The organism is Sorangium sp. So ce124 (genome assembly GCF_051525235.1).
Taxonomy (GTDB): Bacteria; Myxococcota_A; Polyangia; order Polyangiales; family Polyangiaceae; genus Sorangium; species Sorangium atrum.
The window spans coordinates 8,384,329-8,409,712 of the sequence record NZ_CP150312.1 but is presented as its reverse complement, the minus strand read 5'-3'; the positions used below and the strand labels follow the sequence as shown (position 1 = coordinate 8,409,712).

The window sequence follows — 25,384 nt, the reverse complement described above, 5'->3', positions numbered from 1 at the left end:
ATGCCGACAGCCCTGGTCACTGGCGCCGCCGGCGTGATGGGCGCCCGCTTGACGGCGCGGCTGCGCAAAGCGGGCTGGCAAGTGCGAGCGCTCGTGCTGCCCGGTGATCCGTCGCGAGCGCGCATCGACGCGCTGGGCTGCGACGTGCGCGAAGGCGACATCAGCGATCCGAACACATTGGCCGGCGTGTGTCGCGGCGTCGACCTCGTCTACCACTTGGCCGCCATCATCATCACCCACGACCCCACGATGTTTCAGCGCGTCAACCGCGACGGCACGGCGCACCTCGTTGCGGAGGCGCGAAGAGCGGGGGTGCCGCACTTCGTGTACGTCTCGTCGGCCTCGGTCGTTTACCCCCGTCGCACGCGCTATGCCGAGTCCAAGCTCGAGGCCGAGCGTCTCGTCCAGGGCTCAGGGCTCACCTACACGATCGTGCGGCCCACGCTGGTTTACGACCAGGGCGGCGGTCAGGAGCTCCTGATGTTCCTCGACTACTTGCGGCGGTTTCCGGTGGTGCCGTTCATCGGCGCCGGGGGCGCGCTCAAAAGGCCCGTTTGGTCCGAGGATATCGTCGACGGCCTCGTGCGGCTCGCCAATGCGCCGATCGCGCACGGCAAGATCTACAACTTCAGCGGCGCGGAGGTGATTTCGATGCGCGAGCTCGCGGAGCTGCTGCTGCTTCATCACGATCGGCCTCGGCCCTTCTTGCACCTACCGGTGTGGGCGTGCCAGGCGCTGGCAGCCGTGCTCCCCGTGTTCATGAAGCGGCCCCCGCTCACCTCGAGCGCGATAGCCGGCATCGTCAACGACGCCGATCTCGACCCGACCGAAGCCATGAACGACATCGGCTATGCGCCGCTCGGCGTGCGCGCTGGGTTGCGTCACTGTTCCCCTTCACCCGCCGTCGAGGCGGCCACCCTCGCACCCCGCGCGAGTGGAGCTCGCGAAAGGACAAATTAGATGAGCCTGCGTTTCCCACTGCGGCAAATTGGTACTCTGTGCTGCTCGGCTGTGCTCGGATGCTCGGCCTTTTCGGGCGAGCCCCCGAAGGGTGCCGACGAAGCCCCGCCCGCGGAGGACGTCGCGCTGATGCGCGAGGTCGGCGGAAAGGCCAACGGCACCATCGTCTGGTCCAGCTCCCGCGTGGGCAATCACGACCTGTTCACGATGAAGACGGACGGCTCGGACGTCAAACAGATCACCAAGGGCGACGAGGTCGACTGGTTCCCGAGGTACTCTCCGAGCGGCGCGCAGATCCTGTTTTGCCGCAGCAAACAAGGCTGGGTGAGCGAACGCGACGCCAACACCAGCGACAAATGGGACATCTACACGATCAAGCCGGACGGCTCCGAGCCGAAGAAGGTCGTCGAGAGCGCGAGCTGGGGTAGCTGGATTTCGGAGGATGAGATCCTGTTCGTACGCGGCACGAAGGTCTTTCGCAGCAAGCTCGGCAGCGGCGCAGAGACGCAGTTGATGGACAGCGAGGGCGTATCCGAGCTGGACGGCGCCTTGCTGCAGCAGCCGGAGCTTTCGAGTGACGGCAAGTACCTCGCCATCACGCTGCGCGGCTCGAAGCGCGAAACCGGCATCTGGAACATCGCCAAGAAGGCCTGGACCCAGACCGGGCTGGGCTGCCAGGTGAACTGGACGCCGGATCACACGGCCATCTACTGGGTTCACCCGACCGGGAACGGCGATAGCCGGGTGCTGCGCATGCCGATCGATGACGGCACGCCGCCGAAGGACGTCGACCTGGACAAGCTCCAGTTCATGGACTTGCCGGGTCGCCGCTCGCACGAGTACTTCCCGCAGCTGTCGCGCGACGGCAAATGGCTGGTCTGGGGCATCACCCAGCGCGGTCATGACCACGACACCGCCGACTACGAGATTTACCTGTGGGAGGTGGGCACGCCGCCCGAGAAGGCCGCGCGCCTCACCTACAACTCGGCCAATGATCGCTGGCCCGACATCTTCATTCCGTCCGCCGGGAGCGGCTCACCGTGAGGGAAACGCGCATCGCCGTGGTCGGCGCGGGCGGCTTCATCGGCTCGCACCTGGTGCCGGCTTTGCTTGAACGCTTTGCCTGCCAGGTCGACGCCGTCGACGTGGATTTGACCAAGCTCGAGTGCTGGGACCCGCGCGTGCGGCGCATCGAGGCGCGCGTCGAGGCGCCGGGGCTCGTCGAGGACGTGACCGAGCGCTGTCAGGTGGTGATCTCGCTCACGGCGCTTTGCAACCCAGCCCAGTACTCGACCATCCCGCTGGAGGTCATCGACGCCAGCTTCACGCACCTATTGCCGCTCGTGAAACGCTGCGCGGAGCGCGCCGTGCGCTTGATTCATTTCTCGACCGCCGAGGTTTACGGGCGCGCCGCGCTGGACGCGCAGGGGCTGCCGACCGCGCGTATGCACGAGGACGACTCGTGCTTCTTGCTCGGCCCGGTGGGGCGCGAGCGCTGGACGTACTCGTGCGCGAAGCAGCTGCTCGAGCGGGTGATCTGGGCGCACGGTCAGCACGGCGCGTTGCCGTTCACGATCGTTCGGCCCTTCAACACCATCGGCGCGCGCATGGACTTCCTGCCCGGCATCGACGGGGAGGGGACACCCCGCGTACTGGCCTGCTTCATGAGCGCGCTGCTGCGAGGGGAGCCTTTGCCGCTCGTGGACGGCGGCGCGCAACGGCGGGCGTTCATGGACGTGAGCGACATGGTCGAAGCCGTGTGCCGCGTGCTCGAGCGGCCGAAGCAAAGTAGAGGTCAGATCTTCAACATCGGCAACCCGGACAATAACGTCAGTATCGCGGAGCTCGCTCGGCTGTTGGCCGACGCTTTCGCTGAGCGGTTGCCCGAGCGCGCGCCTGCGCAGTTTCGCGCGGTGTCGGCCGCCGAGTTCTATGGCCCCGGCTACGACGACACGCAGGAACGCATCCCGGACGTTCAGAAAGCGCAGCGACTGCTCGGCTGGAAGCCCCAGCGACGCCTGGCCACCTCCTTGCCGCCGATCGTGCACGACTACGTCGAGCGCTACGGCGCTCGCGTCGCAGCGGCATCCTCGCTCTCCCAGCTCGCGAGCTCCGCATGAAGCTAACGGTCGTCATCCCTGCGTACAACGCTGCCCGGCACATCGAGTCGGTGCTGGAGCGCGTCGGCGGCTTGGCTTCGTCGGGACTCACCCACGTGGTGGTCGTCGACGACGGCAGTCGCGACGACACCGCCCGTCGGGTCGAGCGCCACAGCTCGTCGGCGTTTCGCCTCAGCTTGGTCCGGCGGCGCAACAACGGCGGTTACGGTGCGGCGATGAAGGACGGTCTGGCCAGGGCTTGCGCCGATGCGCCGGAGCTGGTCGCCTGTATCCACGCCGACGGTCAGTATGCGCCGGAGGCCTTGCCTGGGCTGATCGGGGAGCTTTCGCGTCGCGGGCTCGATCTGCTGCAGGGCTCGCGCATCGCTGCGGGCACGGCCTTGCAGGGGGGTATGCCCCTCTACAAGTACGTCGGCAATGCGCTGCTGAACCGCATCGAGAACCGGACGCTGTCGCTTTCGATGACTGACTACCACAGCGGCTACCTCCTCTATGGGCCGCGCGCGCTGGCGCTGCCGTTTCACGACCTGTCTGACAGCTTCGATTTCGATCTGGAGGTCATCGCCTCGGCGCGGGCACGTGGGCTTTCGGTCGGCGAGGCGCCGGTGCCCACGCACTACGGGGACGAGGTCTCGCACCTGAACCCGCTGACGTACGGGCTCCGGGTGCTTCGAGTGATGTGGAACTATCGTCGAGGTCGCTATGACGCAGCGTAAGCGCGCACTTGGGGTCTGGGGCTTGCTCGCCGCCGCATCGGCGCTTGGCATTGTTGCTTGTCACGCCGGGTCTGCGAATTTTCCCTGGGGTGATGCGAGAGCGGGCACGCGCGTCGAACACGCTTACGTCCATACGCTGAACGAAGGCTATGCGCGAACGCACTCGCAGGTCTGGGTGCGTGAGGTGGCACGCCCGACGCGCGCCGCGCTCGACTACGCCGCCTATCACAGCAACTTCATGATCGCCGACCCGGAGCCAGAGACGCCCATGTCGGCTGCGGGCACGCCCGATACCTCGCACGCGTTCGCGGGTAAGCTCGACCAGGGCAGCCTGACGAGCGATCTCGCGAAGACGCCGCTCTCGCCGGTCGAGCAGCAGCAAGCGCTGGCTTTCGCGCCGCTGTCGGAGTTTTTGCAAGCGCACAAGGTAGCGGGGGCTGAAGCGCTGGCCGGGGTTGGCTCAGCCGTGCGCAGCGAGCGGTGGGGCCTGCAGTTGCCGCCCGGCACCTCCGGCCAGCTCCTGAGCGAGGTGTTCGTTCATCAGGCCGCGTCGGGCGCAGTGGAGTTGTGGGCCAAGGTAGAGTTTCAGCCTTGGTTCAAGCCTTTTGCGGGCTCCGCCGATCAGGACGGGGACGGCTTTCCCGAGCTCTATGGCCGGGTGGCGCCTGGCGTCGTCACTCCCGTGCTCGTGGCTGCGATTCAGAAGGACTACGTCGCGCCGGTGCTGTCGCCGAGCGAGGTGAAGGCTTGGGCGAACCAACTCTCGTCGTATTGGTACCCGTCCTTCAACACCGATCTCATGCCGGTGGGACCGAGCTTTCCCGACGCGCAGACCGAGCCTTACATCAAGCAAGAGCTGGGCGGGCGCGCCTTTCCGGCGCCGACCATCGTGCTGCGCGGCAAGCCGCAAGGCAAAGCCACGTACAACGTCTTTCTGGTGCGTGGCGAAGGCGCGGCGCTCGCGGCCGCTGCGCCCGCGAAGCCGGCGCTCCGGCTGAGCAAGACACGTCCGTCGCCGAATCCCGCGCCGGGGCTCGAGACGGTGCAGCGCGAGCTGGCCCAGGCGGGCGGCTCTTGGCCGAAGTGGATGGCCAAGCTCGCGCCGACCCATGACGCCCTGAAGAAGCGGCTCAAAGGCATGCCGCCGAAGGTCAAGGCGCTGGCTGGGCGAGATGGCTTTCTGTTCTACCGCAACGACCTCGAATACGTCAGCGGTGGTGATCTCGAGCAGCAACCCAAGGGAAAGAACCCGCTGCCGGTGATCCTCGAGTTCAAGAAGCTGCTCGACGAGCAGGGGGTCGACTTCTTGTTCGTGCCGGTCCCGACGAAGCTCGAGGTGTATCCGGAAAAGCTGGACCCCGCCTTCACAGCGCTCTCGGGCCAGGTCATCAATCCGGCGTTCCGCAAGCTGATCGAGAGGCTCAGCAAGGAAGGCGTGGAGATCGTGGACCTGCTGCCGGCATTCCTGCAGGCAAAGGTCACGAGCGCGGCGGAGCCGTTTCTGTTCCAGCACCAGGACACGCACTGGACCGACCGTGGGCTGCGCTTGGCCGCAGACCTCTTGGCCAGCCGCGTGAAAAAGTACCCCTGGTACGCCGATCTCGCCAAGCAGAAGCGCGCTTACGACCTGCGCGAAACCAGCTTCACCCGTTTCGGCGATCTGCATTCGCGACTGCCGGAAGCTGAGCAGAAGAAATACGCGCCTGAGACGCTCGTGGCGCACCAGGTCGTTGCCGACGGCAAGCCGTACGATGACGACCCGGATAGCCCGGTCGTGCTCTTGGGCGACAGTTTCACCGCCGTCTATGAGCTGACGGACGCCGAGCACGCTGGCGTCTCGGCGCACCTCGCGCGTGGCATCGCGTATCCGCTCGACTTGGTCATGAGCTACGGCGGTGGCCCCAACGTGCGGCAAAAGCTGCTGCGCCGCAGCGTCGAGGCGCTCGGCACGAAGAAGCTGGTCATCTGGATGATGACGGCGCGTGATCTCTACAACTACTGGGAAGACTGGGAGCCGCTGAAGAAGCCATGAAGCGCCGCTCGCTCCTGCTCTTGCTCGCGGGCAGCGGCTGCTTTCGCGCTCCGCGCCGAGAGCTTGCGTTCGGCCGCGCCCTGATCGGCCTGGCCCGTGACACCGCGTTCGTCGACGAGAGCCAGGTGACATGGAGCCTGACGGAGCTCTCGCGTCTCGTCGACGAGGCGGAGAGCGCGCTCGCTTCGTCGCCGCAGCGCTCACCTGCCACGGTGTTGAGTGAGCTCTTGTTCGGTCGTTGGAGCTTCGTGCGCGAAGTGGCCGACACGAACCTAGCCTTCGTGTGCCTGCCCGGCGTGCTGGAGCGCCGCCGCGGAAGCTGCGTTGGCCTTGGTACCTTGTTTCTCGCGCTGGCTGACGCGCTCGGCTATTCGGCGTCCGGGGTGATGATGCCTGGGCACTTCTACGTGCGGGCGCAGGAACAGGGCGGCGCGCGCAACGTGGAGCTGCTGCGCGCCGGTGAGGCGATGCCGGACGCGTGGTACGGCCAGCGCTTTCCGGTACCGGGCGGCTCGGCGCGCGAATACGCGCGTCCACTCCGCCAATCCGAGGTGCTGGGCGTCGTCGAATACAACGTCGGCAACGAGCGGCGCCGGCAGCTACGGCTGACCGAAGCGCGAGCAGCCTTCATCCGCGCCACCGGCCTCTTTCCGGAGCTGTCCGAGGCCCACGCCAGCCTTGGCGCCGTCGAACAGCTGCTCGGTAATCTCGAGAGCGCGGAGGCAAGCTACCGTCGCGCTTGCAACGCCAATCCGCACTTGCCAGGCATCGAGCAGAACCTTTCTCTCTTGGCAGCGGAGCGCACGACCGCGACGACTCCGCGGGCGTGCCCGCTGCCGCCGAGCTACTGATTCGAAAGCGAGTCTCGCCAGGGCGTGTCGGCAAAGCTGCTCGCGCCCCGAATCGTCGCTCGCCCTACCTCGAGATCCTCAAGGGTAGCCGGTCCGCAGACCGCGTCTTTTCGCTGGCCAGATTCGGTTGCACGCCACGTGACGTCAGATGAGGGGCGTGCCCTCGCCGAGCGAAGAGGAGCGGAATCGCGTTTGGCCACTCGGGTCGGTTCAGCAATGTGTTGAGAGTTATGTCGCCTGTGCACAAACGTCGCCGTCTGTGCAGAATACAAACGATAGCGCCTCTTCACGGGTGTGAATCACAAGCGTGAATCACATGGGTCGATGCATTTTTTCGATTTACTTGACTCGACCGGCTCGTAGTATCCGAGCGGACACTCCTCCGTCGTTCTCGACAGTGAGGGGCGCGCTCCGCGGCTGAGGCATTCAGGCAGCAGTAGCAGCAGCGGAGCGCGCCCGGACCCCGGGGCTGTACGCGTCCGGCATCGCGGTGTGTGCGATGCCGGACAAACGAGCCCGAGGTGAAGGTGTGCCCTGATTTTAGCGTGATTTCAGCACGGGAGCCGGTGGCTCGTGCGGCGGCGCGCCGAAAGACGCGCTGCGGGCTGCCTCTACATCACCTCCACAAACGGCGTATTCACGCTGGCATCGATCTTGAATTGGCGAGTCGGACGACCTGGGTTTCTTCAGCCAGCGCCGGCTCGCCATCGCGCGGCACCCCCGCTTGAACCCAAACAGAGGACAAACGATGCGCTCTCGCAAGAGCTCTCTTCTCGGCTATCTGGCGATCCCTGCTTTCACCACCCTGCTGCTCGCGAGCTGCACCAGCGCCGGCCCCTCCGCGGCCGACGGCGATGAGGGCGACGTCGTGGGCGAAGCCCATGGCGCGCTCACCCCTGCGCAGTGCAACTACTTCGACGTCAACGGTACGGTCCAGCTCTGTCACAGGACCGGTTCCACGACGAAGCCGTACACGATCATTCGCGTCAGCGAGCAGGCGTGCGTCAACGCGCACAGCGCCCATGCCGGCGACTACGTTACCAGCCTCGACCCGAGCTCGCCGACCTACGACCCGACCTGCGGCGGCCAGGGATGTCTGGCTGTGAACGCGCCGTGCGACCCCACGGTGCCGTGTTGCGACGGCCTCACCTGTCAGAGCGGCACCTGCACGGATGTCGACGAGTGCGCCCTCGGCACCGACAACTGCGACGCGAACGCTGCGTGTACCAACACGCCGGGCTCGTTCACGTGCGCCTGCAACGCGGGGTACTCCGGCGACGGCGTGACGTGCACCGACGTGGACGAGTGCGCCCTGGGCACCGACAACTGCGACGCGAACGCTGCGTGCACCAACACGCCGGGCTCCTTCACGTGCGCCTGCGACGCGGGGTACTCCGGCGACGGCGTGACGTGCACCGATGCCGACGAGTGCGCCCTGGGCACCGACAACTGCGGCGCGAACGCTGCGTGCACCAACACGCCGGGCTCCTTCACCTGCGCCTGCGACGCGGGGTACTCCGGCGACGGCGTGACGTGCACCGATGTCGACGAGTGCGCCGCCGCCACGGCCAACTGCGACGTGAACGCGACGTGCACCAACACGGCGGGCTCCTATACCTGCGCCTGCAACCTGGGCTACTCCGGCGACGGCGCCACGTGCGCGGAGATCGACGAGTGCGCGCCCAACCCGTGCCAGAACGACGGGACCTGTACCGACGGCCTCAGCAGCTACACCTGCGAGTGCGCGCCCACCTACGAGGGGACCAACTGCGAGGCGTGCCAGGGCACCCTCGCGGACTGCAACGGGCTCACGTCCGACGGCTGCGAGGCGAACGTCCAGAGCGACGCCTCCCACTGCGGCGGCTGCAACAGCGCGTGCGCGGCGGGTCAAATCTGCTCGAACGGTGGCTGCCAGACCCCGCCCTCCGGCCAGGTCCCCGGCACGCCGGTCACCGTCTCCGTGCCCCACAACCCGCTGGCCCCGGCGGTCGCGGATGTGAATGGCGACGGCAAGCTCGACGTCCTGGTGGCCAACGGCGAATCCGGGTCGTTGCTGTTCCCCTCCGGGTCGCTCTCCGTGTTCCACGGCAACGGCGACGCGACCGTCCAGCCGGAGCTCTACACAACGGGCGCCCCGCTCTCCAGCAACGCGGTCGTGGCGGTGGACGTGGACGGCGACGGGTGGCTCGACGCCGTCACCGTCGACGGCCAGACCAACCTGCCGCTCATCAGCGGGAGCATCAGCGTCTACCGGAACCTGGGCCCGAGCGCGCCCGGGACCTTCGGCGCGCCGACGAGCTTCACCACCGGCACCCCGGGCTCCGTCCACCTCTGCACCGGGGACTTCGATCACGACGGGGCGGCCGACATCGCCACCACCAGCGTGACCCTGAGCCAGGTGAGCGTGATGTTCGGCACCGGCACGGGCAGCTTCGGCGCGCCCACGCACATCTCCATCTTGAGCACCGGCGGCGTGCAGTCGAGCATCGCCTGCCGTGATCTGAACGGCGACGGCTCTTCCGATCTCGTGGTGACGAGCCCCGGCTCCGCACGCCTGTCGATCCTCCTCAACCACGGCAACGGCTCGTTCGCCGCGCCGGTCGCCTACACCAACGCTGTCAACGGCCAGACGGCGGGCATCGCCTTCGGCGACGCCGACGGCGACGGCAAGCTCGACATCCTCTCGAACGGCGCGGCCGGCCGGTACCTCTTCTTCTTCAAGGGGAACGGTAATGGCACGTTCGCGAGCGGCGTTCAGTCCGCCGCCGCGCCGACCACGAGCGCCAACTCGGCGCTGGGGGTCGTGGCCAGTGATTTCAACGGCGATGGGAAGCTCGACGCCTACATCCTGGTCACCACGTCGTCCGGCGGCGTCCGCCCGATGACCGGCAACGGCAACGGGACCTTCGTCGCTGGCTCGGTCGTCCCGACCGGCACCTCGCCCGGCGCCAACGCCATCGCCGCCGCGGACCTGGATGCCGATGGGTACGACGATCTCATCCTGACCAACAGGGGATCCGGCACCCTCACTGTGATCCCCAACGGACTCTGACCCGCCTTTTCGCCCTTTTTTTATTTACGTGGCTCGCCCGGTTGGAGCATCCTACGTGAGCTGAAAGCGCTCCATCGACGGCGGATCGTACGGAGTCGTTTCGCACGATGAGTGGCGCGCTCTGCAGCTGAGGCATTCAGGCAGCAGTAGCAGCGGAGCGCGCCTGAACCCGGGGGGCTGCTCGTGCTTGAACCCGTGATGTGCGCGGTACCGGGCAAACGGGCCCGATGAGGTGGTGTGCACTGATTTTCGCGCGAGCTCAGCGCGGAATCCGGTGGCTCGCGCGGCAGCCCCCCCGGGCTTCAACAAAAAACAGAGGACAAACCATGAGCTATCGCAAGAGCTCTCTTTTCAGCTGTCTGGCGATCCCTGCTTTCACCACCCTGCTGCTCGCGAACTGCACCAGCGCCGGCCCCTCCGCGGCCGACGGCGATGACGACGGGGACGCGGGCGGCCAGGGCTGTCTGGCCGTGAACGCGCCGTGCGACTCCACGGTGCCGTGCTGGGACGGCCTCACCTGCCAGAGCGGCACATGCACCGATGTGAACGAGTGCGCCCTGGGCACCGACAACTGCGACGCGAACGCGGCGTGCACCAACACGGCGGACTCCTTCACCTGCGCTTGCAACGCAGGGTACTCCGGCGACGGCGTGACGTGCACCGAGGTCGACGAGTGCGCGCTCGGCACCGACAACTGCGACGCGAACGCTGCGTGCACCAACACGCCAGGCTCCTTCACCTGCGCTTGCAACGCAGGTTACTTCGGCGACGGCGTGACGTGCACCGACGTCGACGAGTGCGCCCTGGGCACTGACGACTGCGACGCGAACGCTACATGCATCGATGCGTCGGGCTCCTTCACCTGCGCTTGCAACGCGGGGTACGAGGGCGACGGCGTGACCTGCACCAACATCGACGAGTGCGCCGAAAGCCCATGCCAGAACGGCGGGGCCTGCGTCGACGGCATCAACAGCTACACCTGTGAGTGCTTGCCCGGTTACACGGGCGACAGCTGCGAGACCGACATCGACGAGTGCGCCGAAAGCCCGTGCCAGAACGGCGGGACCTGCGTCGACGACATCAACAGCTACACCTGTGAGTGCTTGCCCACCTACGAGGGGACCAGCTGCGAGGCGTGCGAAGGCACCCTCGCGGACTGCAACGGGCTCACGTCCGACGGCTGCGAGGTGAACCTCCAGAGCGACCCCTCCCACTGCAACGCCTGCGACAGCGCGTGCGCGGCGGGTCAAATCTGCTCGAACGGTGGCTGCCAGGACCCGCCCTCCGGCCAGGTCCCCGGCACGCCGATCAGCGTTTCCGCGCCCCACAACCCGCTGGCTCCCGCGGTCGCCGATGTGAATGGCGACGGCAAGCTCGACATCCTGGTGGCCAACGCCGAATCCGGGTCGTCGACGACCCCCTCCGGGTCGCTCTCCGTGTATCACGGCAACGGCGACGCGACCGTCCAGTCGGAGCTCTACACCACGGGCGCCCCGCTCTCCAGCAACGCGGTCGTGGCGGTGGACGTGGACGGCGACGGGTGGCTCGACGCCGTCACCGTCGACGGCCAGACCAACCTGCCCAGCAGCAACGGGAGCATCAGCGTCTACCGAAACCAGGGCCCGAGCGCGCCCGGGACCTTCGGCGCGCCGACGAGCTTCACCACCGGCACCCCGGGCTCCGTCCACCTCTGCACCGGGGACTTCGATCACGACGGGGCGGCCGACATCGCCACCACCAGCGTGACCCTGAATCAGGTGAGCGTGATCATGGGCACCGGCGGGGGCAGCTTCGGCGCGCCCACGCTCATCTCCATCGCGGGCACCGGGGGTGTGCAGTCGAGCATCGCGTGCCGTGATCTGAACGGCGACGGCTCCTCCGATATCGTGGTGACGAGCCCCGGCTCCGCACGCCTGTCGATCCTCATCAACCAGGGCAACGGCTCGTTCGCCGCGCCGGCCGCCTACACCAACTCCGCCAACGGCCAGACGGCGGGCATCGCCTTCGGCGACGCCGACGGCGACGGCAAGCTCGACATCCTCTCGAACGGCGCGGCCGGCCGGTACCTCTTCTTCTTCAGAGGGAACGGCGACGGCACGTTCGCGAGCGGCGTTCAGTCCACCGCGTCATCCAGCGCGATCGCCAACTCGGCGCTGGGGGTCGTGGCCAGTGATTTCAACGGCGATGGGAAGCTCGACGCCTACATCCTGGTCACCACGTCATCGGGCGGCGTCCGCCCGATGACCGGCAACGGCAACGGGACCTTCAGCGCGGGCCCGGTCGTCCCGACCGGCACCTCGCCCGGCCCCAACGCTATCGCCGTCGCGGACCTGGATGGCGATGGGTACGACGATCTCGTCCTGACCAACACGGGATCCGGCACCCTCACCGTGATCCCCAACGGACTCTGACCCGCCTTTATGGGCTCGCCTTCGCGCGGCGGCCGGTGAAGGTGTCGGAGGCGATGGGATCGCCGGTGTCGGTCGAAGGGTCGAGCGGATCTTCCCCGTCCTCGAAGGTGCGCACGACGAGGGAGCCGGCGATCTCGTCGCAGCCCTGGCCGACCGTGTCGAGGACGATGTCGATCCGGGCCGTCGTCATCAGGGTGTTGTCCTCGTCGTAGACGAAGGCGAACAGGGCGCCTCGAGCGCCGTTGTGGCCGACCTTCTCCCAGCTCCCCTGCTGGTTGGAGAAGTTGTAGAGGGGCTGTGTCGAGGTGGTCCCGAAGAAGGACCCGTCGGCCGCGAACGTCCAGAAATCCCTGGCACCGCCCCCTTCCGAGATCAGGTAGGTCCCGGCGCATCTGGAAGGGAAGCCGCCGGCCAGCGTCGGCGCCGGCCTGACGGCGAGCCCGAGGGCCGCGAGCGGGAGCAGCGAGAGAGCAACAAGAAGCCTTTTTCGCATACGTGTCGATCCTTCCCATGAACCAGGCGCGTGCTCTCGGCGCGTCCTCGCGCCAGGGCGCCGCGACAGGTCCGTTAAACGAGCGTGGAGAAACTCTCTCTTATCTCACGGCAGCGACGCCGCCGGAAGCTCTTTCGGCGCGGAGAGCTAGGGCGCGGACGACCGATGGTAGAGATGCCCATTCAGGTACGCGCAATCGAACACCGTGACCGGGGTGGCGGCGGGATCGAGCGGGTCGACGCCCGTGGCGAAGATCTTGCCCTGGCAGCTCGCCGTGAACGTCTCCTTGTCAGAGGCGAACACCAGGAGGTAGTCGACGACGGCGATCCCGGAGAACGCCGGCGCTGCGCCGGTCAGATCGAAGTTGAGGTTGAGCATACGCACGGAGATCGCATGGTTCCCCGAGCGCCTCCAGGAGCCCAGGCTGTCGCTGAACGTGAACCCGCCGGCGCCGAACGTGACCTGATCCGAGAGGGTCATCCCGGCCGTGCCGTCCCGGTGAAGGTGCATGATCTCCGCGCGATCCGGGAGGCTCGCCACGTAGGTCCCGGCGAAGTCCGTGCCCTCCGCGAGAGCGCCCCCGGCGCCGGCGAAGAGCCCTCCGGTCGCTGCGGCGAGCGCCGTGGCTGCAAGATGGATTCGAGAGATACGCATCGCTGAACGCTCCTTTGTATTGAAATGTTCATTCAATCATGTCCGTGCATCGGCTGTCGATGGGCAGTGAAGGAGCACGGAACCCGGGATCTCGGGATCAGGGCCTGGCCGAGCTGTGAGGGGGAGGGGGAGGCCCGGCCTGCGTCGCGCGGAGCGCGGCATCGAAGACCGCGCCCGGAGAGGCGCCCCAGAGAGCCAGAGCCGGGCCGTCGCCCCCCGAACGTCGCGGCGGCCGCCTCGCGCACCTCGGCCATCGCCTCGCGCGCCTCCCATGGGAGCGCGTCACCGCCGGGCGCGCAGAGCGTGGGCGAGGCCAGCCGGGTGGGAGCTCGGTCCGATTCACGCTGTTGCGTCCACGAGGGCCACGGGTGAGGATGTGCAGACGAATGAAGCGTTCTCCGCAGAGCGCCCAGCACGCCGCCGTCGCGGCCGAGCTGGAGCAGGTGGTGGCGAGTCCGGTGTTCGGCGGGTCGGCGCGGCAGATCCGGCTGCTCCGTTTCCTTGTCGGCGAGGCCCTCGCGGGGCGCGGCGCCGATCTGCGCGCACCTCTCCTCGCCACCCGCGTCTTCGATCGGCCCGAGGGCTTCGACTCCGTCGAGGACTCGATCGTACGCGTCGAGATGAGCAAGCTCCGGCGCGCCCTGGAGCGCTACTACGCCGCGAGCCCCGCCGCCCTGGTGCGCATCGAGCTGCCACGCGGCCGCTATGCCCCCGTCTTCGCCACGGGGCCGGCCGCGGCCGACCCCGCCCAGTCCGGCGCCTCGCCGCGCCCCCCGATGGACTCGCAGCCCGCTGATGGGTCGGGTCCGCTGTCCCCCCGATCGGGCTTTATCCCGGACGGCGCCGACGGGCCCGTCGTCGCGATCCTCCCCTTCACCTCGATCATCGCCGTCTCCGCCTCCTTGAACGCGGGCGCGCCGGAGAGCGAGCCGCCGGTGGCGGGCTCGACCGGCGCGCGGAGCCGCGCCGTCGCCCACGGCCTGACCGACCGGCTCGGCGACCTCTTCGTTCGCGCCCCGCGCGTGCGCGTGCTCTCGCGCGCCACCACCCTGGATGAGGCCGAGGCGCGGGGCGCGCGCTACGTGGTCGAGGGGAGCGTGCGCCTCATCCCCGGCGCGCTCCGCGTGACGGTCAAGCTTCACGACACCGCGTATGGGATCCAGGTGTGGGGCGAGAAGTTCGACCGCTTCGACGTCGATGGCCGTCTGTTCTCCGTCGAGGACGAGATCGCCCGCGAGATCACCACCCTGCTTGTCACGCTGCCCCTCGGCGCGGTCCATGCCATCGAGTCCGAGGAGCGCTCTGCCCACCCTCCGCGCTCGGCGTATGAAGTGCTCCTGCGCTTCCCCCGGTGGCTCGCCACCTTCGATCGCGGCCTGCAAGCCGAGCTCGCGGACCACTGCGCGCGCTTCCTCGACCGCGACCCCGATGACGGGGTGCTGCTGGGGTATTCCGCGTTGTTTCATGTGCTCTCCTCGTGGACGGCCGCCGGCAGGGATCACGACCTTCGCCGGGCCGCGGACCAGGCGCGGCGGGCCGTGGCGCTCGAGCCGGAGCTGACCAATGCCCGCCAGGTGCTCGCGTTCGTGCTGCTCGACAGCGGCGACGGTCCGGGGGCGCTGGCCGAGGCCGAGATCGCCTTGAAGCTCGGCGGGTCGCTCATGTTCACGGGCTTCCTCCTCGCGCTCGCCGGTGACTGGGAGCGCGGCACTGCCATCCTCCGCAAGCATCAGGGCATGGCGAAGCGCTATCCCGGCGCCGTCCACCACGCGCTCGCGCTCGACGCCTGCCGCCGCGGCGACTACGAGGCCGCCCTCGTCGAGGCCGGGGCCATCGGCCACCCCAACCTCGCCTGGAGCGCGCTCGACAGCGCCGTCGCCCTGGCCCGCCTCGGCCGCCTCGCCGAGGCCCGCGCCGCCAGCTGCCAGCTCGCCGCTATCCTGCCCCAGGTCGCGCGGGATCCCCGGGCTGTCGTCAGCCGCCTGACAGCGGACCAGGCCCTTGTCGACGATCTCGTGGAGGCGCTCGCGCTCGCAGGGCTCGGTTGAAGAGGGGGCGGCGGCGTTGCACGGCCGCGGCCGCTCGTGCTGGTGCGGCGCACCCTCGCGGCGGCCTGCACCTGCCTTGAGATCAAGCTCTTGCACGATGCCGAAGCCGTGCTCGGGCGGCGGAAGCCCGGCGGGCTCGCCGCCCGCAAAGCTCGTGATGTGCCGGTAGCCTGCCGTCGAACGCGGCGGACTGCGCGGGTCGCGACCGAGGATATGTCATGAGCGATGTCGCTCGTGCACGAACGGCGGCGTCTGTCCACGAACAGCGCCGCCCGCGCATGAACGGCAGCGTCCGTCCACGAGCGGCGGCAATAGTCCAGAAAATGGCAATAAATGGGGCGAGCGCATTTTCTGGTTTACATGGCTCACCCCGTCATTCATATGCAGACCAGCGCTCTGTTATCGGTCGCGGCAGAGCGTCCGTATTCGTTCAGGATGGTTGGGCGCGCTTCGCAGCTGAGGGGTTCGGGCGAGGGGAGCGGCGGAGCGCGACTGGCGGCGGGGGCCGCTCGTGCCCGGTGCCGCGGTGCGCGCGACGCCGGGCAAACGGGCTTGATGGGGCAGTGTTCCCTGACTTTGGCGCGATTCAAGCGCGGGAGCAGCTAACTCGCGCGGCGGCGCGTCGAGAGACGCGCAGGGGCCTGCCTCGACATCACCTCCGCAAGCAGCGTACTCGCACAGGCATCGATCCTGAGCTGTCGACTTGGATGCACCGAGGTTTCTTCAGCCGGCGCATGCGCGGCGTCGCGCTCCGGCTTGAACACGAACGGGGGGACACACCATGCGCTATCTCAAGAGCTCTCTTCTCGGCTATCTGGCGATCCCGGCGTTCTCCGCGCTGTCGGTCGCGAACTGCTCCAGCGTCGGCCCCTCCGCGGCCGACGGCGACGACGAGGCCGCGGGCGAGGCCCATGGCGCGCTCACCCCCGAGCAGTGCGACTACGCCGACGTCAACGGGAAGGTCCAGCTCTGTCACAGGACCGGCTCCGCGACGAAGCCGTACACGATCATGCGCGTCAGCAGGCGGGCGTGCATCGACGACCACAGCGCCCACGCCAATGATTACATCACGAGCCTCGACCCGAGCTCGCCGCTCTACGACCCGACCTGCAGCGGCCAGGGCTGCCTGCCTGTGGGCGCGCCGTGCGACGCCATGGTGCCGTGCTGCGGCGGCCTCACCTGCCAGAGCGGCACGTGCGCCGACGTGGACGAGTGCGCCCTGGGCACGGACGACTGCGACGCGAACGCGGCGTGCACCAACACGCCGGGCTCGTTCACCTGCGCCTGCAACGAGGGATACGTCGGCGACGGCGTGACGTGCGTCCTGCCCGGCTGCGGCAACGGCTTCGTCGAGGCGCCTGAGGAGGTCTGCGACGATGGAAACCAGACCGCCGGCGACGGTTGCCGCGCGGACTGCAAGGGCCTGGAGGTCTGTGGGGACGGCTTGACCGACTACCCCACGGAGCAATGTGACGACGGTGACGACACCGATCCGGCCGACAGCTGTCACACGTGCCAGTGGCTTGCGATCACGAGCGTGCCCGCCCAGAAGATCAACGGCGCCCTCTCGTGCCCGAACAGTGAATTCTCGAACACAGGGCGCAAGATCTCCAGCGATGTGTTCGGCAACGTCTACGTCGTGATGCTCTGCGGGGGTGAGGCCTTCACGGTCGTGAGCCGCGATTTCGGCCAGACCTGGAGCGCGCCGATCTCGACCGGCCTCACCGGCGTGTTCGAGGCGGCGATCGAAGGCGGCGCCGGCAATACCGCCTACGTCGCGGCGACCCGCAGCTCCGGCAAGCTCGGCTTCACGCGCTCGACGGACGGCGGCGCGAGCTGGGAGGCCGTCCAGGAGCTCGTGGAGCCCATCGTCGACGCGGAGGTGAGCATCGACTCGCTCGGACAGCACGTCTACATCTCGGTCGTCCCGGCCGCCGGGCAGCTCCAGATCCTGCGCAACGATCAGGGCGGCGACTCCGGCGCGTGGGCCTCCACGACCATCGCGCAGTCGAGCGCTTTCCACGAGGTGATCGTCGACAAGATCAGCGGCACCGTGATCTCGGCGTCGGACGACCCTGCTTTCCACATCCGCACGAGCACGGACGGCGGCGTCACCTTCGGCCCCGAGGCCAGCCCCCCCGGGCAAGCATTCTACTCGGACTGGGCGGGCTCGAACGGGCTCCTTTACACGACGGGCACCTTCGGCGGCACGGACATCGACATCATCCCCCTCTCTGCGCCCGGGACATCGACCCAGGTGAAAGGGCTCCCCGCCAACGGTCCTGACCCCCTCCGCGCGATCGACGCCGATCCGGTCGGCAATGCGTACGTCGTCAGCCAGCTCAACGACGAGAGCATCCAGCTCGACCGCATGGTGTACCAATCGGGCGTCATCTCGGCCGCGGATGCCCGGCTGATCGCGCCGGCCGGCGCGGCGCCGGGCGTCGCGGGGCTGCCCAACAGCCAGGGGGCAATCGTCGTGTTCCGCAGCCGGAGCGACATCTACGCCGCGGTCGAGGTCTACTGACGAGACCGGTCGCACTGGCACGTAGCGGTCCCGGAGAAGTCCCGGAAGCGCAGAGGCCGTCAGGGGCTCGGGCTCGCGCGCCGGCCGGAGCGGCGGTGAGCCCTCTTCTGCGTTGAGATCGCCTTCCCTGGCGCACAGTCACCCGCTTCAAGGCTTGAAATGCCCGACTCGGTCGCCGAGTTGGCGATTTCAAGGCCTGAGACGGCCCACTGGGCCGCCAAGTCGGCCGTCTCAAGGCTTGAAACGACCCGCTGGGCCGCCGAGTCGGCCGTCTCGAGCCTTGAAACGGCCAACTCGGCGACCGAGTCGCCCGCTGCAACGCTTGCATCGAGCGTTGCAGCGGGCCGTCGGCTCACGCCTCCGGCGAGGGCGCCGGCTGGGCGGCGGCCGGCGCCGTCGGCGCGGCCGGCTGGCCCGGCGGGACCGCGTCGCTGACGCCGGACGCTCGGTGGATCTCGGCCAGGTCGTCGAAGATGAGCGGCAGGAGCTCGGGCTTGCCGAGGTGGGCGAGCAGCCCGCGCACGAGGCTCTTGTTCGCGTTGTAGACACCCAGCCAGGCCTCGCGCGCGGTCGACACCTCGGGGCCGAGCTCGAGCCGCTCGACGCGCGTGGCGCGCTGCTGCCGCTCGATGATCCCGAGCTTCTCGTGCGCCTCCCGGAGCTCGGCCAGCCACATGTCCGCGCCGCGGACCTTGTCGCGCTGTCTCTCGAGCTCGTCCGCGATGTGCCCGACAGCGGCGGTGAGCTTCGTGAGCCGCCGGCGCGCGAGGACGCTCGGCGCCTCGCCGCGGAAGAACAGCCGGGTATCGACCGGCCTCCCCTTGAGCGAGTCGAGGTAGGAGGCGAACCGCACGATGACGTCGCGCGCCTCGTCGAGCACCTCGGCGGTGTCGAGCTCCGGCGCCGGCTTGGGCTGGCGGTCGAGGACGTCGGACATCGCCTGATCGGCGAGGAGCTGCTTGCCCATCGCGAACTCGACCATGCCGTCGAGGGCAGCGACCTTGCCCATCAGGACCGCGGCCATCTGCTCGCGCGCGAACTTCCCGTAAATCTTCGTCTCGAAAGGATCGATGTAGGGGTCTGCCATAGGCGCCTCCTTGGGTTGAGCAAAACGCGCCGATGTTGGCAGAGCTCCTCGGGCCATGGCAATGGCTCATTGCCTCATCGGCATGGAATGGCACGAATCGGACGCTCTCCGCGGCTGACCGGGCCGAGGGGGCTCCTGCTCCTATCCTGCATGGTGCCGGGGGCGCGGCGGGTCCCGTCGAGCAGCCTCCGCAGGCGGCCTCAGTGGAGCGGCCCCCGAGGCGGGGGGGGCGACGGCGCTGAAGGCGACGGCGAGCGGCACGAACCGTGTTTCTGCAAGTCGCCGGGAGCCGATGCCAGGCACTTGTGTCCGTCCACAAGGGCCGCGCGTGTAGCGATCGCCTCGTCGGCAAGTCAGGCACGATTACGTGACAGCAAAAAGTGAGCGGATGTAAGTCCGACGGGGTGTCGGCGGCATCCGGGCGAGGATCCGGCTTCCATCGGTCTCCCCGCCCCGCTCTCTGCTCCAGACGAGCAGCTCCGCAAGTTGACCTTGCGCAGCGACGCGCGGTACAAATTGGCCCTGCCTAGCACCACGGCAGCACCTTCCGGACCGGTGGTTTATGGGACGAGATAAGAAGCAAAGCGACGCGGATGCGCAACAACCGACCGTTTTTACCGCGGCGCCAAGATTCCGAAAGGGTGAAGGCAGCGACGAGGAGGTCCGTCGCGAAGGTGTCCTCAATCGCGACCTGACCAGCGAGCGCCGAACCGCTACGCCCGAGGAGGAAAGGCTCCCACCTTCCGACGACGCGCTTGCCGGTACCTCAAAATGGCCGAGCCGAGACGACCTGGGTCGAGGCCGTCTGTCTATTCAGCGATTCATGCAGCACATGAACTTCGAAACGCTGCTGATGAGAGAATCGTCCCTCGCCCGTGGCAAATTTTGTGCGCCGGTGCTATTCTTCTATTCTGCAACATGGCGCTCTGGACGGCCTCGGGCTGCACCATAAAGATAGGACCCGGAACCGAGGACAAAGCGGCCAATTCCGAGACGGGCGAGGACGACAAGACCCTCCCCGACGACGACAAGACCCTCCCCGACGACGACAAGACCCTCCCCGACGACGTCAAGACGCCGGAGGAGCGGGCCAACGAGGCTTACGAACAAATCGATCCGAGCGAACTTGCCGTGGCTTCGCAGAAGGCAGGATTCGTGACCACCTACCTCGTGGGCGCCACCGAGGCACTGGGCCTTGATCCTATGACGCTTGACGAAGCGGCTCTCGCTGATCTCCTTCAGCAGACCATGCCACTCGCTGCCGAGGAGGCAGACAGATGGCTCGCTACCCTTGATCCAGCCGCCGCCGAGCTTTCATTTTCCATAAAATGGGAGTGTGGTCGAGAGGGCTGCAAGAACCCGACGCCATGCGGGTACTTTCCTCCTCCCGTTGATCACTATTGCTATGTAGATGATTGCGGAAGCGCAGCGTGTCGCAACTGCCCGGAGTGGGTCGCCGAACGTCTGAAGGGACTCGTGTGGAAGACATGGTGCTCTTATGTCTGCATTGAGATCAATACGTCACCGCCCAAGGTTGTCGCCGTAGGAGCTGGCGCCGTGTCGGCGTTCAAGGGAAATTTTGTGGGGCCCCTCTGTTTTTTACAATGAGGAGCAGTGGTCGTGGAGGATGAGAAAGGCGAACGGGATTGCGCGGTGCTCCGCGATGTCGTGGTCGACGAAGCAGCTCGAGACAGACAGCGCCGGCTCATGTCTGCGTTTGGTGGCGTACTCAACTTAATGACCGCGTTCGCGGCGCCACGGTACCTCGCGCGAGCAACCACCGTAGAGCCGCTGCCGGAAGCGGAGATCCTGTCTCTCCTCGACGATCTTGTTGAAATGATGAAAGGGCAGACATGCGGAGAGAAGGAGTTGAAGATCCTCGATATCCTACGGAGGATGCGGGCGTTGCTCGTTGGCTGGCGCTTCAGCACCGTGGCTTCTCCGCCGATCGTGCAGACGGCACGCGAGTTCATGGATGCGTTCGGCATCTTCGCGCCGGACGAGGGGTGGGACGCGTGGGAACCACCCCCCGAAGAGGAGCCTGGGCCGGGGGAGGCGTCCTCAGCTTAGGACCGCGGCCATCTGCTCGCGCGCGAACTTGCGATAGATCTTCGTCTCGAAAGGATCGATGGAGGGGTCTGCCATAGGCGCCTCCTTGGGTTGAGCAAAACGGCCTGATGCTGGCAGAGCCCGAGGGGCCATGGCAACGCCTGACGGGCTCAACGGGACGGAATGGCGCGAATCGGACGCTCAGCTGGGCTGACTGACCCGGCCGCAGTCCCGTTTCAGTCGCGGCGCGCCACCGCTCGTAGCCGCTGCAGGAGCACCTCGCGATCTCCGGCGTAGGAGCCCTTCGGGAAGTCGCGCCGGTGTTGCTCGAGCAGGACCCGAACAGCGCCGTATTCACCGGAGGTGAGCGCCGCGAAGGCCTGCCGCATCAACCGGTCCTCCGGCATCGAGACGGCGGCGTCGCGTCGAGGAAGGCTGTGCGGAGCGCGCGGAGGCGCCGCGTCGGGGCGCAGCGCCTTGAGGGCGCCGGTGGGCGGCTCTTCGGGGCGCAGCGCCTTGAGGGCGCCGGTGGGCGGCTCCTCGGGGCGCAGCTCCGGGCCTGAGGGCAGAGCGCCGCGGCGCTCTGTCGCGGCCGCTGGGGAGCGCAGCGCGACGGCGTGAGCTTGCGGCAGCGGGCTCTCGCTGCGCGGGCCCGGGACCAGCAGGACGAGCGCGCCCGCCACGGCGGCCACGGCGCCGGTCGCGGTGCTGGCCACGCTGCGTCTGCCGGCCCTCCTGGCCAGGAGCGGCCTGCGCCACGAGCTCGCCGCGGGGCCGGCCTCGCCGCGAGCCGGCGCGCGCCGGAGGGCCCGGCAGGCCCGGTCGAGCAGCCGCCGCAAACGGCCTTCGTGGAGAGGCCGCGAGGCGGCGCGCGCATCGAGCGCGCCGAAGGCGATGGCGAGCGGCGCGATCAGGGCGCCGCGGCCGCGGCTCCGGGCCCGCCAGCGGCGCCCGGCGGCGACGAGGGTCTGCCGCGCGAGCCGGAGGTGATTCCATGCGGTGTTGCGCGGCATCGCGCGCTCCTCGGCGATGTCCTGGACCGCCTCCTCCTCCAGGTCATGCGCGACGAGGATCTCCCGGCGCATCGGGGGCACCTCCAGGAGCAGATCCGCGAGGAGCTCGCGCTGCTGTGCCTCGATGAGCCGTGTCTCGGAGTCAGGCGCTGGGCTGGAGAGCCCGTCCAGCGCCTCCTCCGGCCAGGGCTCCTCGTGCCGGCGATGGGCGCGCTTGCGCTCGTTGGAGATGTGGTTGAACGCGATCCGCAGGAGCCAGGTGCGCACGCTGGCAAGGCGGGGATCGTACCGGGGCAGCGACCGTGAGGCGCCGAGGAAGATCTCCTGGAGCAGGTCGTCCCGATCCGCGCCGCGGAAGCCCTGCCGCTCGACGTAGCGGCGGACGAGATCCAGGTGCTCGGCCATGATCGCCTCGATGGTGAGCGGCGGTTGATCGGCGGCGGTGCCCGTCGTGCGAGACGATTTCCTCATGCCAGCGTAGTTACCTGGTGGCCGCGTTGGACATTTGAGAATCGACATGCCCCGCTGAGCCGAGCCAGGCGCGCGGCGTTCGAGTGCGCGCGGCCCCCTCGGCGCGCCGCGCAGCAGGACGAGCATTCTCGCGGCGCGACCAGAATTGCCTGACGGTAGAGCCGATTCCGTCGTTTTCTCCGGACCAAGGTGGCTTGACCGAAACGAGACTCGCCACGTAGTATGCCGCGGAGATGGCGTCCACAGGACGGTTGCTCCTCGCGGTGGCTGCCGCGTCTGCCGTGTGGAGTCGCGTGGCGGTGGCCGCCGGAGAAGGTCCTTCTGCTGGACCGTCCGGCGCGGCCACGATGCGCTCCGAGGCCGAGGAGGCGTTCGCACGGGGCGATCGGGCGCGGCGCGCGGGGCGGAGGGAGGACGCGGAGGCGTCGTATCGCGCGGCGTGGAAGGCGGATCCGCGGCCGGAGTTCGCGGGGGAGCTCGGGCTTTCGGAGCTCGCGCTCGGGCGGTCCCGGGACGCGGCGGAGCACTTGAGGGAGTCGCTGCTGTATCCAGAGACGCTCCAGCCGGCGGCGGAGCGGCGCTTCCGGGCGGGGCTCCAGAAGGCGGAGCGCGAGATCTCGTCCGCGACCGTCGCGGTGAGCCGACCCGAGGCCGAGGTGTTCATCGACGGCCGGCGGATCGGCCGCGGACAGGGCATGTATTTCGTCTACCTCGAGCCGGGGCGGCACGAGGCGCGCGGCAAGCTCGATGGGTATGTCGACGACGTTTATCCGTTCGAGGCGCAGCGGGGACGGGAGTCGATGGTCGGCCTTCACCTGGAGTTAAAGCCTCCGCCGCCTGCTACGCGTGCGCCGGTCGCGGCGCCGGTGGCGCCTGTGCCGGCTGCTGCGCCCGGGGGGCCGCCGGCGGGTACGGTGTTCCGCATCGGTGGGTTCGCGCTCGCGTCGGCCGGAGTTGCGGTCGGCGCGGGCTTCTCCCTCGCAGCGGCGGTGCGCGGCGGCGAGGCGGAGGCTCAGGCGGATCGGATCCGCCAGCGCGGCGGGCCTTTTGCGTGCGCGAACACGGACTACGTCGTGCAGTGCGCCGTCCTGCACGACCTGAACCACAGCCGCGACATGCTCGAGGCTGCCGCGGTAGCGGGCTTCCTCAGCGCAGGCATCGTCGCCGCGATCGCGCTCTCGTCCTTCTGGTGGGCCCCGGCGCCTGGCAAGAACATCCTGCGCGTGGGGCCGATTGCGACGGCGCAGCACCATGGTGTGCTTCTCTCAGGTACATGGTAGGGGAGCGAAGTCGACCGAAAGAAATGGTAGCCTCCATGCGGATCGTGCGGAGCATACTGACGGGGGCGTCGCTTCTCGTTACAGGCAGCATAGCGGTAGCGGGCGGTTGCGGCAGCGAGCGCGACTGCGCCGAGTACGTCATGTGCGAGGTGGTGAACGAGGATGGCACGAGCAACGGGCATTGCTGGGGCCAGTGTGTTCGCGTGCCGCCGGGCTCGTTCGGCGCGCCAGTGCTTGTCTGGACAGGGCCCGAGACGCTCGCTCCGTCATCGTGTGACGAGCTCGCGTGGGTCGTTCCAGAGACGGGCGAACGGGTCCCTCTCGTCGCCGCTTTGCCGAAGTTCGTTGGACGAGCCGTACCGATCGCTACCCACGACTGCCCAGCGTGTGACTGCATGGCCCCGGCGTGCACGCTGCCGTCTGCCGTGATGACGAGCGCGCTTGGGATGTGCGGCACCGGGGACACGATGACACCGTTCTCTCCGCCGCCGGGCTGGGACGGGTCGTGCGTATCGCCAGGTTTCCTGGCGCCGGAGCAGTTCACCTCGATCTCCATAGGGTCCGTGCAGATGTGTATGCCCTTCGTGACCGGCGAGCCTTCGCGACCGCTGGCGGCGGGCACGGGTAATGTCGCGATCGCATGCAGCGGTGACCTGGAGCTGAAGCTGTGCCCGGACCCCTCGGAGCTCTGCATGACCCAACAGCAGCAGGCGCATTTGCCGGAGGGATGGCGCCACTGCGTCGTCGCGGAGGACGATGGCACGCAGGAGTGCCCGCAGCCTGGGGAGACGGCTGACCCGCGAAAGGTGTTCTCCGAGAAGCTTTCGGTATTCTACGACGATCTGGTGACCAAGCCCGCATGCACGCCGTGCGCGTGCGACGCGCCGGCTACGAGCCGATGCGAAGCGCTCGTGTATACATACGAGGATCGCGCGTGCAGGGACTTGCTCTTCGTCGTCAATGCGACCACGAGCGGTGGGGAGACCTGCGCGGTCCCGCCGCCGAGCACCAGCCTGGGCAGCCTGAGCGCGACGTGGCTCGTCAACGAGCCTGGGCGCTGTACGCCAAGCGGCGGCGAGCCGTTTACCGAGGTGACGCACGGCCAGCCCAAGCTGCTGTGCTGTCTGCCGAGGGAGTCGTGAGGCTGCAGGCGGGCGAACCGCCCGGCGGGGCGCTCCCTGCCGGACGGAGCCAACCCGAGGCGCAACGGAGCGTGGTCTCAGCGAGGGCGCGTGGAACAGAGCGGTGAGGTCGAGATGAGGCGGAACAGAACGCGGCGGCTTCTGCGCTCGCTGAGCGCACTCTCATTGGCTGGCCTGAGCTGGGCGCTCGCGGCGGGGGCGTGCACGCCGCGCGAGGAGGCGTGTGGCGACCCGTGGAACCTCTGCCCGGTCGTCAACGACGATGGCACCAGCAACGGAGTCTGCTCGGGCAAATGCGTTCTGCAAGAGCTGGCCTTCTTTACCGAGCCGTTGCTCCTCTGGACGGGACCCGAGGAGTCCGAGCCGGCGTGCGAGGAGCTCGTGTTCGTCGATCCCAGATCGGGCAAAGACGAGACTATCGCCCCGACCACGGCGTTCCTGCTCCAGTCGAACCGGCCCGGTGGGGAGGCCTGCCCTG

General features: G+C 68.2%; 18 protein-coding genes. 14 read left to right on the top strand and 4 right to left on the bottom strand.

The features are described from left to right. The 8 genes from WMF19_RS31280 (at window position 1) to WMF19_RS31245 (ending at window position 12,142) form a co-directional block, all read left to right on the top strand. Window positions 1-960, top strand: a complete 960-nt coding sequence (locus tag WMF19_RS31280; RefSeq protein WP_437893735.1) for an NAD-dependent epimerase/dehydratase family protein — start codon at window positions 1-3, stop codon at window positions 958-960. After that, window positions 961-2,004, top strand: coding sequence for a hypothetical protein (locus WMF19_RS31275; protein WP_437893734.1), 1,044 nt, complete (start codon window positions 961-963; stop codon window positions 2,002-2,004). Next, window positions 2,001-3,080, top strand: coding sequence for an NAD-dependent epimerase/dehydratase family protein (locus tag WMF19_RS31270; RefSeq protein WP_437893733.1), 1,080 nt, complete (start codon window positions 2,001-2,003; stop codon window positions 3,078-3,080). The genes WMF19_RS31275 and WMF19_RS31270 overlap by 4 nt, the downstream gene beginning before the upstream one ends. Then, window positions 3,077-3,796: a glycosyltransferase family 2 protein gene (locus WMF19_RS31265; RefSeq protein ID WP_437893732.1), complete on the top strand. Its 720-nt coding sequence runs from the start codon at window positions 3,077-3,079 to the stop codon at window positions 3,794-3,796. Before WMF19_RS31270 ends, WMF19_RS31265 begins: the two co-directional genes overlap by 4 nt. Then, window positions 3,783-5,828, top strand: a complete 2,046-nt coding sequence (locus WMF19_RS31260) for an alginate O-acetyltransferase AlgX-related protein (RefSeq protein ID WP_437893731.1) — start codon at window positions 3,783-3,785, stop codon at window positions 5,826-5,828. Before WMF19_RS31265 ends, WMF19_RS31260 begins: the two co-directional genes overlap by 14 nt. Then, the gene (locus WMF19_RS31255) at window positions 5,825-6,679 is read left to right on the top strand and encodes a transglutaminase family protein (protein WP_437893730.1); all 855 of its coding nucleotides are present in this window, start codon (window positions 5,825-5,827) and stop codon (window positions 6,677-6,679) included. Before WMF19_RS31260 ends, WMF19_RS31255 begins: the two co-directional genes overlap by 4 nt. 748 nt (window positions 6,680-7,427) lie before the next feature. After that, window positions 7,428-9,731 carry an FG-GAP-like repeat-containing protein gene (locus WMF19_RS31250; protein ID WP_437893729.1) on the top strand — a complete coding sequence of 768 codons (2,304 nt, stop codon included), beginning with the start codon at window positions 7,428-7,430 and terminating at the stop codon, window positions 9,729-9,731. A 326-nt stretch (window positions 9,732-10,057) separates the two neighbouring features. Further along, window positions 10,058-12,142, top strand: a complete 2,085-nt coding sequence (locus WMF19_RS31245; protein WP_437893728.1) for an FG-GAP-like repeat-containing protein — start codon at window positions 10,058-10,060, stop codon at window positions 12,140-12,142. Between the two features lie 7 nt (window positions 12,143-12,149). On the opposite strand, the gene WMF19_RS31240 is transcribed toward WMF19_RS31245, so the two are convergent. Together WMF19_RS31240 and WMF19_RS31235 are read right to left on the bottom strand one after the other, a co-directional pair. Continuing rightward, complete coding sequence (locus WMF19_RS31240) at window positions 12,150-12,635, bottom strand: hypothetical protein (protein WP_437893727.1); 486 nt, start codon at window positions 12,633-12,635, stop codon at window positions 12,150-12,152. A 147-nt stretch (window positions 12,636-12,782) separates the two neighbouring features. After that, complete coding sequence (locus WMF19_RS31235) at window positions 12,783-13,289, bottom strand: hypothetical protein (protein ID WP_437893726.1); 507 nt, start codon at window positions 13,287-13,289, stop codon at window positions 12,783-12,785. Window positions 13,290-13,675: 386 nt separating this feature from the next. On the opposite strand from WMF19_RS31235, the gene WMF19_RS31230 reads away from it, so the two are divergent. Both WMF19_RS31230 and WMF19_RS31225 read left to right on the top strand, forming a co-directional pair. Next, a complete protein-coding gene (locus tag WMF19_RS31230) occupies window positions 13,676-15,337 on the top strand; it encodes a hypothetical protein (RefSeq protein WP_437893725.1) in 1,662 nt (553 codons plus the stop codon). Between the two features lie 781 nt (window positions 15,338-16,118). After that, on the top strand, window positions 16,119-17,864 hold the full coding sequence (locus WMF19_RS31225) for an EGF domain-containing protein (RefSeq protein WP_437893724.1): 1,746 nt from the start codon (window positions 16,119-16,121) through the stop codon (window positions 17,862-17,864). A 352-nt stretch (window positions 17,865-18,216) separates the two neighbouring features. Here the strand turns inward: WMF19_RS31225 and WMF19_RS31220 are convergent, their stop codons facing one another. Continuing rightward, entirely contained in the window at window positions 18,217-18,951 is a 735-nt protein-coding gene (locus tag WMF19_RS31220; RefSeq protein ID WP_437893723.1) for a hypothetical protein, read from the bottom strand. Window positions 18,952-19,869: 918 nt separating this feature from the next. Here WMF19_RS31220 and WMF19_RS31215 point away from each other — a divergent pair. Together WMF19_RS31215 and WMF19_RS31210 are read left to right on the top strand one after the other, a co-directional pair. Continuing rightward, window positions 19,870-20,559 (top strand): hypothetical protein, encoded by a 690-nt coding sequence (locus WMF19_RS31215; RefSeq protein WP_437893722.1) that lies wholly within the window; start codon window positions 19,870-19,872, stop codon window positions 20,557-20,559. Window positions 20,560-20,571: 12 nt separating this feature from the next. Continuing rightward, entirely contained in the window at window positions 20,572-21,021 is a 450-nt protein-coding gene (locus tag WMF19_RS31210) for a hypothetical protein (protein WP_437893721.1), read from the top strand. A gap of 215 nt (window positions 21,022-21,236) precedes the next feature. Here the strand turns inward: WMF19_RS31210 and WMF19_RS31205 are convergent, their stop codons facing one another. Then, a complete protein-coding gene (locus WMF19_RS31205; RefSeq protein ID WP_437893720.1) occupies window positions 21,237-22,484 on the bottom strand; it encodes a sigma-70 family RNA polymerase sigma factor in 1,248 nt (415 codons plus the stop codon). A gap of 233 nt (window positions 22,485-22,717) precedes the next feature. On the opposite strand from WMF19_RS31205, the gene WMF19_RS31200 reads away from it, so the two are divergent. Both WMF19_RS31200 and WMF19_RS31195 read left to right on the top strand, forming a co-directional pair. Further along, complete coding sequence (locus WMF19_RS31200) at window positions 22,718-23,764, top strand: hypothetical protein (RefSeq protein WP_437893719.1); 1,047 nt, start codon at window positions 22,718-22,720, stop codon at window positions 23,762-23,764. Window positions 23,765-24,456: 692 nt separating this feature from the next. Further along, on the top strand, window positions 24,457-24,906 hold the full coding sequence (locus WMF19_RS31195; protein WP_437893718.1) for a hypothetical protein: 450 nt from the start codon (window positions 24,457-24,459) through the stop codon (window positions 24,904-24,906). Window positions 24,907-25,384: the final 478 nt, after the last annotated feature.